The 12,504-nt window shown below is 69.3% G+C and carries 10 protein-coding genes; 3 read left to right on the top strand and 7 right to left on the bottom strand.

What is annotated here, in order from left to right; all coding sequences use genetic code 11:
• Nucleotides 1-86: 86 nt before the first annotated feature.
• From AB0H62_RS12210 to AB0H62_RS12200, 3 genes are all read right to left on the bottom strand, one after another.
• Nucleotides 87-1,274, bottom strand: a complete 1,188-nt coding sequence (locus AB0H62_RS12210; RefSeq protein ID WP_360585831.1) for an MFS transporter — start codon at nucleotides 1,272-1,274, stop codon at nucleotides 87-89.
• Between the two features lie 279 nt (nucleotides 1,275-1,553).
• Nucleotides 1,554-3,644 (bottom strand): MFS transporter, encoded by a 2,091-nt coding sequence (locus tag AB0H62_RS12205; RefSeq protein ID WP_360586013.1) that lies wholly within the window; start codon nucleotides 3,642-3,644, stop codon nucleotides 1,554-1,556.
• Nucleotides 3,645-3,680: 36 nt separating this feature from the next.
• Nucleotides 3,681-4,166 (bottom strand): MarR family winged helix-turn-helix transcriptional regulator, encoded by a 486-nt coding sequence (locus AB0H62_RS12200; RefSeq protein ID WP_220245242.1) that lies wholly within the window; start codon nucleotides 4,164-4,166, stop codon nucleotides 3,681-3,683.
• A 374-nt stretch (nucleotides 4,167-4,540) separates the two neighbouring features.
• Between AB0H62_RS12200 and AB0H62_RS12195 the strand changes: the two genes are divergently transcribed.
• The 3 genes from AB0H62_RS12195 to AB0H62_RS12185 all read left to right on the top strand — a co-directional run bounded on the left by AB0H62_RS12195 (nucleotide 4,541) and on the right by AB0H62_RS12185 (nucleotide 7,860).
• Nucleotides 4,541-5,716: a globin domain-containing protein gene (locus AB0H62_RS12195; protein ID WP_220245241.1), complete on the top strand. Its 1,176-nt coding sequence runs from the start codon at nucleotides 4,541-4,543 to the stop codon at nucleotides 5,714-5,716.
• Between the two features lie 252 nt (nucleotides 5,717-5,968).
• Nucleotides 5,969-7,141, top strand: a complete 1,173-nt coding sequence (locus tag AB0H62_RS12190) for a globin domain-containing protein (protein ID WP_220245240.1) — start codon at nucleotides 5,969-5,971, stop codon at nucleotides 7,139-7,141.
• A gap of 11 nt (nucleotides 7,142-7,152) precedes the next feature.
• Nucleotides 7,153-7,860 (top strand): dienelactone hydrolase family protein, encoded by a 708-nt coding sequence (locus AB0H62_RS12185; RefSeq protein WP_360585827.1) that lies wholly within the window; start codon nucleotides 7,153-7,155, stop codon nucleotides 7,858-7,860.
• A 287-nt stretch (nucleotides 7,861-8,147) separates the two neighbouring features.
• Here the strand turns inward: AB0H62_RS12185 and AB0H62_RS12180 are convergent, their stop codons facing one another.
• From AB0H62_RS12180 to dnaK, 4 genes are read right to left on the bottom strand one after another with little or no spacing between them, the layout of a single operon-like run.
• Complete coding sequence (locus AB0H62_RS12180; protein ID WP_220245238.1) at nucleotides 8,148-8,582, bottom strand: helix-turn-helix transcriptional regulator; 435 nt, start codon at nucleotides 8,580-8,582, stop codon at nucleotides 8,148-8,150.
• A gap of 5 nt (nucleotides 8,583-8,587) precedes the next feature.
• Nucleotides 8,588-9,763: a molecular chaperone DnaJ gene (gene dnaJ, locus AB0H62_RS12175; RefSeq protein WP_220245237.1), complete on the bottom strand. Its 1,176-nt coding sequence runs from the start codon at nucleotides 9,761-9,763 to the stop codon at nucleotides 8,588-8,590.
• A 33-nt stretch (nucleotides 9,764-9,796) separates the two neighbouring features.
• On the bottom strand, nucleotides 9,797-10,492 hold the full coding sequence (gene grpE, locus AB0H62_RS12170; RefSeq protein WP_220245236.1) for a nucleotide exchange factor GrpE: 696 nt from the start codon (nucleotides 10,490-10,492) through the stop codon (nucleotides 9,797-9,799).
• Entirely contained in the window at nucleotides 10,489-12,351 is a 1,863-nt protein-coding gene (gene dnaK / locus AB0H62_RS12165) for a molecular chaperone DnaK (RefSeq protein WP_220245235.1), read from the bottom strand. The genes grpE and dnaK overlap by 4 nt, the downstream gene beginning before the upstream one ends.
• Nucleotides 12,352-12,504 lie beyond the last annotated feature (153 nt).

Here is a 12,504-nt window from a genome sequence, read left to right as displayed (position 1 = left end):
TCATGCGCTCTGTGAAAAGTCCAGGTGACAGCCCTGACCAAGGACCATCGACTTGTACAACGTCAGAAAACTTGAGTCTGTTCCGCTCAACTCTGAACCGGCGTCACCGCGTCCGCCGGAAGCCTCGGTCCCAGCCTGCCCAGGCCCGCGACGGCGAGGCAAGCGCAAGTGCCGACCAGCACCCAAGGTAACCACGCCGACACGGAGAACAGTGCCACCACCGCCGGCGCCAGCACCTGCGCGACGGTGAACGCGTACTGGAACGCTGCCAGGTACCGGCCCTTCGCTTCCGGCGGGGCCGCGGCCTCGGCGAGCGCGCCCGAGCGCGGCCCGAAGACCAGGTCGCCCGCGGCGTAGACGAGCGTCGCGGCCAGCAAGTACACCACCTGCCAGCTGCGCGGCACGACCAGCGCGCCAAGGCTGACCACGCACCACGCGGCGAATAGTGCCGAGCCGCCGCGCATCGCCGCGACGCGGTTGAGCCGGCGCGTGAGCCGCAGCGCGACGGTGCCGCCGACGCTGGTGACCACCGTGAGCAGGAACAGGATCGCGCCCGGCAGCCAGCGCGGGCCGTGGAGCAGGTCGAGCACGAACACCGGCGTGCCGATCAGGAAGAAGTCCAGCGACAGCCCGAACATTCCGCTGAACAGGATCAACGCCAGGTACGGCCGGTTGCGCAGCACTCCGCTACGCGTCTTCGGGTACGACGTGCTTCGCCGCTGCGGCCGCACAACCCCCGCGATGAGCACGGCGGCCACCACGAACGTCACGACGTCCACCGCCAGCGCCACGCTGTACCCGCCGTCGCCGATCCACATCAGGATTCCCGACGACGTCAGCGCGCCGAGCCCGAAACCGCCCGCCCGCACCATGCCGACCTCGGCGAACGGCCGGTCCTTCGGCACGTCACCGGCGACGTCGGCGATCAGCGCGTAGAGCGAGCTGTAGAAGAGCTGCTGTCCGGCGGCCAGCAGGACCGCCGCCACGACGACCGCGGTGACGCCGTCGGCGATCAGGTACGCCGCCGCCCCCGCCGCCTGCAGCAGCTGCGCGCCGACGATCACCGCGCGTGGCCCCGTGCGGTCCACGAGCCGGCCCGCGAGCGGCGGCACGACGAGTCCCGCCACCGTCCCGAGCGTCACGGCCGTGCCCGCCAACGCGAGCGGGACGCCGACCACGCGCGTCACGTAGACCAGCGCCAGTGGCAGGAACAGGCCAGAGCCGAAGTTGTCGATCCCCAGCGCGCACAACAACGCGACCCGGCTCCGCGTCACGTCCTGGACGCTACCGCCGGGGCAGGACCCGAGGTCAGGGCCGGAAGGAGACTTCGCGAGCCGCCGAATGCCACTGGCGGTAGAGCGGGCTTACCCGGAAGCGGCGGACGGCGTCCGTCCGGTTGACCGGGGAGGGGTCCCGGCGTGGTCGAACCAGCTTGCCGGGCATGGGAACTGCACGCAGACCACGCCCGACGCCTGAGCCACTCCCGCCTGCAAACGCTTGGGCCCCGGCGTAGGGGGCCGGGGCTCAAGCGTTTCTCCCAGCGGAGCCGAGAGTCAGCCGAGGTTCAACGTGCCACTGTGACGCGCGAACTCCGGCTCGGTCTCCAGCACCACGTCGTGGTGGGCCGGGGTGCCGAGGTTCACCGCGAGCGGCTCGGCGTGTGGCGCGTGGCCGTACGCGGTGACCGTCAGCGTGTACGCGCCCGCCGGCACGCCGTCGAGGTCGTACGCGCCGGCGCTGCCGCTCAGGCCGGAGCCGACGACCGTGCCGCCGCTGTCGGTGAGCGTCAGGGCCGCGCCGGAGACCGCGGCGTGGCGCCCGGCCGTGCGGACGCGGCCGGTCACGCCGCCCGTGCCGCCGAGGAGCAGGTCGTGCCATGCCGGTGTGCCGGTGAGGCGCACCGTGGACACGGCCGGCGGGAGCGAGCCGGCCGTCGCGAGCAGCACGTACTCGCCGGTCGAGCCCGCCGCCAGGGCGAACTCGCCGTTGCGGGCGCTGCGGCCGACGTCGACCTGGCGGCCCGACGCGTCCGTGAGCGTGAGCACGACACCCGAGACGGGGCGGCCGTCGGCGTCGAGGACGCGGCCGCGCAGGGCCGTCGTCACGTCGGCCTGGGCCGAGGCCGAGGGCGCCACGACCGGAGTGGTGTCGGCGTCGAGAGTCCGGCGCAAGGGGACCTCCTTCATGAAAACCACCGCCAGCAGCGTCACCACGGCGATGAAGCCGGCGAACAGGAACACCGTGCCGGTCGCGTCGCCGAACGCCGCGCGGACGATCGGCTGAAGCGCGGCGGGCAGGCCGTCGATGTCGAACGTGCCGCCACCGCCGTGCACCGCGTCGCCGGCCGGGAGGCCGAGGCTGGTCAGCGACGACGTGATGTTCGAAGCGACCTTCGTCGAGAGCACCGCGCCGAGCGCCGAAACGCCGGCGGCGCCGCCGAGCGAGCGGAAGAACGTGACCACCGACGACGAGGAACCCATGTCCTTCATGGCCACGGTGTTCTGCACGACGAGCACCAGGTTCTGCAGGAGGAACCCGAGCCCGATGCCGACCATGGCGAGGTACCCGCCCATCAGCGTCAGGTTCGTCGTGTGATCCACCGTGCTGAGCAGGAAGAGCCCGGCCGGCAGCAAGATCCCGCCGGCAATCATGAACGGCTTCGTGCGGCCCGTGCGCGAGATGACCTGTCCGGCGGTCGTCGACGCGACGGCCAGGCCGAGCACGAGTGGCAGCGTCATCAGGCCCGCGTGCGTCGGCGAGAAGCCGCGCGAGATCTGGTAGTACTGCCCGAGGAAGACCGAACCGCCGAACAGCGCGGTGCCCACGGCCAGCGAGCCGAGCACCGAAAGCGTGAAGGTGCGGTTGCGGAACAGGCGCAGCGGCACCACCGGCTCGGCGGCGCGCGATTCCACGAGCACCGCCAGCGCGAGCGCCACGGCAGCGCCGCCGACGTACGCCACGCTCGTCCACGAAGCCCACGCGAAGGTCGAGCCGGCCAGGGAAACCCAGATCAGCACCAGGGCCACGCCACCGACGAGCAGGGTCGCGCCCAGCCAGTCGATGCGCACCTTGCGCTTGAGCACGGGCAGGTGCAGCGTGCGGCCGAGGACCACGAACGCGATCACGGCGATGGGCACGCAAACCCAGAAGCACCAGCGCCAGCCGAGCGGCGAGTCCACGATCAGGCCGCCGATCAGCGGCCCGGCGGCAGTGGCGACAGCGAAGACCGCGCCCGTGTAGCCCGAGTAGCGGCCGCGTTCGCGCGGGGCGATCATCGCGGCGATCACGACCTGGATCAGGGCCTGGAGGCCACCGAGGCCCACGCCCTGCAGCGCGCGGAACGCGATCAGTTCCGGCATCGACTGCGAGATGCCGCCAAGCGCCGAGCCGATCGTGAAGATCACGATCGCCAGCTGGTACAGCAACTTCTTGCTGAACAGGTCGGACAGCTTGCCCCAGATCGGGGTGGTCGCGGTCGACGTCAGCAACGTCGCGGTGACCACCCACGTGTACTGGCTCTGGGAACCGTGCAGGTCGGCGAGGATGGTCGGCAGCGCGTTGGACACGATCGTCGACGACAGGATTGCCACCAGCAGAGCGAGCAGCAGGCCCGAGAAGGCCTTCATGATCTGCCGGTGGCTCATCTGCTCACCGGCGAGGTTGGTACTCAACTTCGTTCGTCACTTCCCGACTTCCGCCTGGTCCACGGCGCACTCGGGGGGCCCGAGCACGGCGCGAAGACCGTTGTTCAATTCCGCGAGCCGGGTCGTCAGGTCGGCGATCCGCTCTTCGTCCCAACCGCCGAGGGCCTTCTCGAAGAACGCGATGTAGCGAAGCCGCCACTTCTCGACCTCGGCGAGCCCCTTCTCGGAGATGCTGATCAGCGACGCGCGCCCGTCCTCCGGGGCGGGGCGGCGGTCGACCAGGCCCGCGGCCTGCAGCTGCGAAATCTGGCGGCTGACCACCGAGAGGTCCACGAGCTTGCGCTTGGCCAGCTCGGAGGGCCGGGCTTCACCGTGCTTCGCGAGGTCCGACAGCAGCATCCCGGCGGCCGGGTGGAGGCCGGGTTCGGCTTCCCAGGCCTGCATGATCCACAGGTGCTGCAGCTGTGAAGCGGACCGGAGCTCGCGCATCAGTTCGACCCTGACGTCGTCGGCAGAGCTCATGGGCTTTCCTCCCGGGCCGGACACTGTTCGAGCGCCCACTTGGTTGTGCCATACAAGTTTATGACTGATGGTTGCGTAGGGCAACTATCTATCCGGTGACTTGCCCCACGCCCGTCAACCCGCCGGTAACCCGACCGGAGCAACGTTGCTGGCAAAGGGCCGCAGGGCGGCTACTCTGCGGACGAGCCGCAGTCAGGGGACGCAACGACAACGTCCTGAAGACTATTGAGGGGAACGAGGTGGGACAGTGGTGAATTCCCTCGGCACCGACCGCAGAGGCCGGCCCGAGCCGGAGTGGATCCACCGGCCCGCCACTCGCCCGTGATCGCTCCGCCCGAGTCCCCGAACCGCCCCCGACCTGCGAACGACACTCGATGACAGCCGATTCGATCAGCCCGATCCCCCGCTCGGCGGCGCCCCGCGAGACGCCTGCCGCCGTGGCCGCGATGGTGCGGCTGATCCGTGACACCTGGGCGATGTCCGAGCCCTTCATCCCGGAGATCTCGCAGTTCTTCTACGGGATGCTGTTCACGCTCGCCCCGGTCACGCGCGACTTCTTCCCCATCAACATGGAGGTGCAGCGCGGGCGGCTCGTGCGCGCGCTGGTGCACATCGTGCAGATGGTGGACCGGCCCGACGACCTCGTGCCGTTTCTGCGCCAGCTCGGGCGCGACCACCGCAAGTTCGGCGTGATCCCGCGGCACTACGAGGCCGTGGGCACGGCGTTGCTGGCCGCGCTGAAGAACCACCTCGGACCGCAGTGGACCGCGCCGGTGGAGCGGGCGTGGGCCGAGGCGTTCACGATCGTCGCGCGCGCGATGCAGGAGGCCGCGGCCGCCGACGTGAACCCGGCGTCGTGGCACGCGACCGTGGTCGAGCACCGGCGGCTGACGTGGGACCTGGCGCTGGTGCGGCTGCTGCCCGAGCAGCCCGTGCCGTACCTGCCGGGGCAGTACATGAGCGTGGAGGTGCCGCAACGGCCCCGGCTGTGGCGCTACCTCTCGCCGGCCAACGCACCGCGTGAGGACGGCGGCATCGAGTTCCACGTGCGCGCCGTCGACGGTGGCTGGGTCTCGCGCGCGATCGTCAGCCACACGCAGCCCGGGGACGTCTGGCGGCTCGGCCCGCCGCTGGGTCGCATGGCCGTGGACCGTGAACGGTCCCGCGGCGTCGTGATGGTCGCGGGCGGAACCGGTGTCGCGCCGCTGCGCTCGATCCTCGACCACCTGGCGATGTGGGGCGAGAACCCCAAGACGCGGCTGTTCTACGGCGGGCCGGCGCGAGAGGACCTCTACGACCTCGAGGAGCTGCGCGCGCTGTCGTCCACGAACCCGTGGCTGACCGTGGTTCCGGTCGTCGAACGCGGCGACCACCTGCCCGGTTGCGAGCAGGGGACCTTGGCGGAAGCGGTTACGCGGTACGGAGCTTGGCCCGACCACGACATCCTCGTGTCGGGTTCTCCCTCGATGATTCGCGCGACGGTTTCCCGCATGTTGGTCGCCGGCAGCGTGCTGGGCCAGATCCAATACGACCCGTTCACCATCGACTGATCCGCGGTGGGCGGTTATCGGCCCACGAAAAGCGTTCTCTGCCAAGGGAAACCGCGGAAGATCATTTTCACAGAGCGCCAGACGGGGTTTACCAGCAGTGTCGATAATTGCTCCGTTCGAGCGGGAACGGCGTTAACTACACCCGTTTTTCTCCAGTGGCGCCTACAGTCGGGATTCCTCGGGGGCGGCACGCGTACGCAAAGCCGCGTGAAGACTGAAACTGCTTGGCATGACTGGAGAAAACCGTTCCCGATGAGTGCTGAATCCGTGAAGATCGACCTTGCTCGCGCCGCGGTGCGCAGACCGCTGCCCGGTTCCGAGACGGCGCGGGTGATCCGCGAGAGTTTCGCACTGGTGGAGCCGAAAGCCGAGGAGCTGGCGCAGTACTTCTACGGGGCGCTGTTCGTGATCGCACCGGATGCCCGTGATCTGTTCCCGGTGACGATGACCACACAGCGGAGCAGATTGTTGCGGGCGCTCGTGTACGTGGTGCAGATGGTGGACAGACCTGACGAACTCACCACGTTCCTCGGTCAACTGGGCCGCGACCACCGGAAGTTCGACGTGGTGACGCGTCACTACGACGCCGTCGGAACCGCGTTGATCAGCGCGATGAAACGATTTCTCGGCAAATCGTGGACGCCCGAGGTGGAAACGGCGTGGACGTCGGCGTACCAGTTGATCTCCGAGACGATGCGCAAAGCCGCGGCGCAGGAGACGGGGCCCGCGTCGTGGAGCGGAACGGTGCTGGAGCACCGGAAACTCTCGGCTGACGTCGCCCTGGTGCGGGTGCGTACGGAGCAGCTGCTGCCGTATCGCTCCGGCGGCTACGTGAGCGTCGAGGTGCCGCAGCGGCCGCGGCTGTGGCGGTACCTGTCCATGGCGACGGCGCCGCGCGACGACGGCCTGCTCACCTTCCACGTGCGCGCGGTCGCCGGCGGGTGGGTCTCGCGGGCGATCGTGAACCACACGCACGCCGGCGACGTCTGGCGGCTGGGACCTTCGCTGGGTGCGCTGTCCGTCGTGCCGACCGCCGAACAGCGGCCGCTGCTGATGATCGCGGGCGGCACCGGCGTCGCGCCGCTGATGGCGATCCTCGACGACTTGTCCCGCTGGAAGCGCAACCCGCCCGTCCACCTGTTCTTCGGCGGCCGCAAGCCGGGTGAGCTGTACGCGCTCGACGAGCTGCGCCGCCTGGCCGTCACGTCGCCGTGGCTCACCGTCACCCCCGTCACCGAACAGGGCGCCGTCCCCGGCGGCGACCGAGGAACGCTGGCCACGGCGGTGACGCAGCGTGGCGCCTGGAAGGACCGCGAGGTGCTGGTGGCGGGCTCGCCGGACATGATCCGCGGCACGATCGCGAAACTGCTGGCCGCAGGAGTGGACCTCGAGCGAATCCGGTATGACCCGTTCACTTTGGACTAATGTGCTGGTCCATGGAGATCACGATCCCCACCCCGGCCGGCGACATCGACGGCTACCTGGCAACGCCGGCCGGCCCCGGCCCCTTCCCGGCCGTCGTGATCATCCACGACGCCATCGGCCTGACCAAGGACGCGCGCAACATCACCGACCGCTTCGCCGCGGCGGGGTACCTGGCGCTCAGTCCGAACCTGTATTCGCGCGGCGGCATGTTCCGCTGCGTGCGGCAGGTCTTCAAGGACATGTTCGCGCGTAACGGCCGCGCCTTCGACGACATCGAGGCAGCGCGCGTGCTGGTGTCTTCGCGGGAGGACTGCTCCGGAAAGGTCGGCATCGCCGGCTATTGCCTGGGCGGCGGCTTCGCGCTGGTGGCGGCTTCGCGGTCGTTCGACGTTTCGGCGCCGTACTACGGCCAGCTGCCGAAGGATTTGTCCGTTTTGGACGATGCTTGCCCGGTGGTGGCGAGCTTCGGCCGCCGAGACCCCTCGCTGCGTGGTGCCGCCGCGAAGCTCTCCACGGCCCTGACGGAACGCAACGTGCCCCACGACGTGAAGGAATACCCCGACGCGGGGCACAGCTTCGCGAACAAGATGGGCCCGGCGCCCGTGGCGGCCTTCGCGAAGGTGGTGGGGTTCGGGTACCACGAACCTTCGGACCGCGACGCTTGGCAGCGCGTGATGACGTTCTTCGGGGAGCACCTGAAGCCGCCTTCGGACGCCTGACGCCGCCTGGTTTCGTTGCTGCACAAAAGGTCCCCTCGCGCCCACGCCCACGCACTCGGTGCGAACGGTCCACTCGCGCACGTTTGACGGGCGCCAACGGTCCACTCGCATCCGCACCCCGTGGCGAGGGGCCACTCGCGCCGCAGACGGCGTGCGAAGGGACCAGCCGCGGACCGGAACGAGAGGACTGCTCCCACCGCGGCCACCCGCACGAAAGGCCACCCGAGCCAGAACGCGAAACAGCCCCTCCACCACCGACCCGGTGACGAAGGGGCTGTCCCAAAACCTCAGCGGCGCTTCGGCTTCCACACCACCAAAGACGTCTGCTGCCGCATCGGCACCAGGTCCTTCCGGTACGAAGCGTGTACCGCCGCGGCGGCTTGTTCGGCGGCGGCGTACGCGGACGCCAGCTCCTCGGTCAGCTCGTGCACCCGCGCCCGCAGGGCGTCGACCTGGTTTTCCAGCTCGATGATCCGCTTGACGCCCGCCAGGTTGACGCCGTCCTCCTGCGAGAGGCGCTGGACCTCGCGCAGCAGGGCGATATCGCGCATGGAGTAGCGCCGGCCGCCGCCGGAGGTGCGGCCCGGGGAGACCAGGCCCTGGCGGTCGTAGGAGCGCAGGGTTTGCGCGTGGAGGCCCGAGAGCTGGGCTGCCACGGAGATCACGAACACGGGGGTGTCCTCGTCCGCGCCGTGCGGGAGTCCCGGGATTCCGCCGAACATCACCCTCACCTGCCTTCGAGCATCTCGGTCACCTCAGGCCGCGGGTCGTGGCCCTTCATCGCCTCCGCGTAGGCCTCGAGGGCCTCGCGCGCCTTGTCGTCCAGTTTGGCGGGGACCGACGCCTGCAGGGTCACGAGCAGATCACCCTGCGAACCGTCCCGCTTCTGAATGCCCTTTCCGCGTACGCGCAACACTCGGCCACTCGCGGTACCCGCGGGCACCTTCAGTGACACCTTGCCCTCGAGCGTCGGCACCGTGATCGTGGTGCCCAGCGCGAGCTCGGTGAAGTCGACCGGCACGGTCAGGGTCAGGTCGAGGTCCTTGCGCCCGAACAGCCTGTGCGGTGCCACGTGCACGCGCACGTACAGGTCACCGGCCTGCGCGCCACCACGGCCGGGCTCGCCCTGGCTCGCCAACCGGATCCGCTGGTCGTCGTCGACGCCCGGCGGGATGCGCACGGTCAGCGTGCGGGTGCGGGTGCTGATGCCCTCGCCGCCGCACTCCGGGCACGGGTCGTCGATGATCTGGCCGCGGCCGCGGCAGTCGCGGCACGGCTCGGAGAACGCGAACGCACCCTGGCTGCGGCTGACGAGACCCGAACCGCCACACGTCGGGCACTGGCGCGGCGAGGTGCCCGGCTTCGCGCCGTTGCCGCCACACGTTGAGCACGTCGCAGGGCTCGACAGCCGCAGCGGCAGGGTCGCGCCCTTGACCGCCTCGGTGAAGTCGATCCGCACGTCGGTCTCGACGTCGGCGCCACGCTGCGGCCGGTTGGCCGACGCGGCCCCGCCGGCCCGGCCCTGACGGCCGAAGATGCCGCCCAGGATGTCGCCGAGCCCGCCGAAACCGCCCTGCTGGGCAGCGCCGGCCTGGCCGAAGATGTCGCCCATGTCGAAGCCGCCCGTGCCGCCGGCGCCGCCCGGGAACCCGCCGAAACCACCGGAGCCGAAGAGGCGCTGGGCCTCGTCGTACTCCTTGCGCTTGGCCGCGTCGGACAGCACGCCGTACGCCTCGGACACGGCCTTGAACTTGTTCTCGGCCGTGGTGTTGCCCGCGTTGGCGTCCGGGTGATTCTCCTTGGCCAGCTTGCGATACGCCTTCTTGATCTCGTCCGCAGTGGCGTCGGAGGAGACACCCAGCTCTTTGTAGAAGTCCTTGCCCATCCACTCCCGAGCACTCATCGGGTGCCTCCTCCTTTCGCTACGAAACGGTTGTTACTGCTGGTTCGGCTCATCGATCGACCCGTCCAGCGGCAGCTCGCCGCCGACGGGCGGGTCGACCGGTGCCGCGGCCGGCTCGTGGTCGGTGACCCCGACCAGCGCCGCCCGCAGGACCCGGTCGCCGAAGCGGTAACCGCGGCGCATGACCACGGTGACCGTCGGACCAGCCACGTCCGGCGAGGTGTTGTGCTGCACGGCCTCGTGCACGCTCGGGTCGAAGGGCTCGCCCTCCGAGCCGAACGACTCGAGACCGGCGCGCTGCAAGCCGCTCACCAGCTTGTCGCCGACCGCCTTGAACGCACCGGTGAGGTCACCGTGCTGCTCCGCCCGCTCGAGGTCGTCGAGCAGCGGGAGCAGCTCGCCGACCACCGAGGCCTTGGCGCCCAGCACCACGGCCTCGCGGTCGCGGTCCACGCGCTTGCGGTAGTTGGCGTACTCCGCCTGCAGGCGCTGCAGGTCGGCCGTGCGCTCGGCCAGCTGCTTCTCGACGTCGGACGCGATCGTGACCGCGTCGTCCACCGAGTCGCCGAGCGAGGGGCCCGCGTGGTGCGCGGGCGCCTCGTCGACCTGAACTTCTTCCGGGGCAGGAGGACGAACCTCACCGGTCTGCGGGTCGACCCGCCGCCGGTCACGCACGACCACCGGTTCCTCGGGGCCCCGGCCCTCGGCTTCGGAGTGTCGTGGGGTCACTTCTTCTCGTCCTCTTCCACGATCTCGGCGTCGACCACGTCATCGGCCTTGTCCTGCGCCCCACCGGCGGAACCGGCGTCGGCACCCGGAGCGGCACCGTCGGCACCGGGGTTGGCACCCTGGTTGGCGTAGAGCGCGGTGCCCAGCTCCTGCGAAGCCGTGTTCAGCTTCTCGATGGACTCGCGGATCTTGGCCGAGTCGGTGCCCTTGAGCGCCTCGTTGGCCTCGTCGATGGCGGTCTTGACCTTGCCCTTGAGGTCCTCGGGCAGCTTGTCCTCGTTGTCCTTGACGAACTTCTCGGTCTGGTAGACGAGAGTCTCCGCCTGGTTGCGGGTCTCCGCTTCCTCGCGGCGCTTCTTGTCTTCCTCGGCGTGGGCCTCGGCGTCCTTGACCATGCGGTCGATGTCGTCCTTCGGCAGCGCGGAGCCACCGGTGATCGTCATCGACTGTTCCTTGTTCGTGCCCAGGTCCTTCGCGGTCACGTGCACGATGCCGTTGGCGTCGATGTCGAAGGTGACCTCGATCTGCGGCACGCCACGCGGGGCCGGCGGGAGACCGGTCAGCTCGAACATGCCGAGCTTCTTGTTGTGCGCCGCGATCTCGCGCTCACCCTGGAACACCTGGATCTGCACCGACGGCTGGTTGTCGTCCGCGGTGGAGAAGATCTCCGAACGCTTGGTCGGGATCGTGGTGTTGCGCTCGATGAGCTTGGTGAACACGCCACCCTTGGTCTCGATGCCCAGCGAAAGCGGGGTCACGTCCAGCAGCAGGACGTCCTTGACCTCACCCTTGAGGACACCGGCCTGCAGCGCGGCACCCACGGCCACGACCTCGTCCGGGTTCACGCCCTTGTTCGGCTCGCGCCCGCCGGTCAGCTCCTTGACCAGGTCCGACACGGCCGGCATGCGGGTGGAACCACCCACGAGCACGACGTGGTCGATGTCGCCGACGGCGATGCCGGCGTCGCGGATCACGTTGTTGAACGGGTTGCGGGTGCGCTCGAGCAGGTCCACGGTGATCTTCTGGAACTCGGCGCGCGAGAGCTGCTCGTCGAGGAACAGCGGGTTCTTGTCGGCGTCGACCGTGATGTAGGGCAGGTTGATGCCGGCGGAGTTGGAGCTCGACAGCTCGATCTTCGCCTTCTCGGCCGCCTCGCGGATGCGCTGCAGGGCCATCTTGTCCTTGGTCAGGTCGATGCCGTTGGAGGCCTTGAACTTGTCGACCAGCCACTTGACGATGCGCTCGTCCCAGTCGTCACCACCGAGGTGGTTGTCACCGGAAGTCGCACGCACCTCGACGACACCCTCGCCGATCTCCAGCAGCGACACGTCGAACGTACCGCCACCGAGGTCGAAGACCAGGATGGTCTGTTCCTTCTCGCCCTTGTCCAGGCCGTACGCCAGCGCGGCGGCGGTCGGCTCGTTGACGATGCGGAGCACGTTCAGGCCGGCGATCTGCCCGGCCTCCTTGGTGGCCTGCCGCTGGGCGTCCTCGAAGTACGCCGGGACGGTGATCACCGCGTCGGTGATCTCCTCGCCCAGGTACGACTCGGCGTCGCGCTTCAGCTTCATCAGCACGCGCGCGCTGATCTCCTGCGGCGTGTAGTTCTTGCCGTCGATCTCGGTGTTCCAGTCGGTACCGATGTGCCGCTTGACGGACCGGATGGTGCGGTCGACGTTCGTGACGGCCTGGTTCTTCGCCGACTGACCGGTGAGCACTTCACCGTTCTTGGCGAACGCGACGATGGACGGGGTGGTCCGGGAGCCTTCCGAGTTGGCGATGACCGTCGGCTCGCCGCCCTCAAGGACGGCTACGACCGAGTTGGTCGTGCCGAGGTCGATGCCGACCGCTCGCGCCATGGTGCTTCCTCCTGTGTTGGCAGCTCTGCTGCTATGTTCGTGACCTGCACGTTTCGGGTCCGCCTTGAGCGGACCCCTGGCAAGTTCTATCGGTCCTTCGTGAGCTTCGTCAAGCCAGACTTGAGTCAGCTGCACTCAACCTTCGTATCAGGC

It is taken from the genome of Amycolatopsis sp. NPDC050768 (assembly GCF_040654155.1).
Taxonomy (GTDB): Bacteria; Actinomycetota; Actinomycetes; order Mycobacteriales; family Pseudonocardiaceae; genus Amycolatopsis.
The sequence above is the reverse complement of the archived record's forward strand: the minus strand, read 5'-3'. Positions and strand labels throughout refer to the sequence as shown.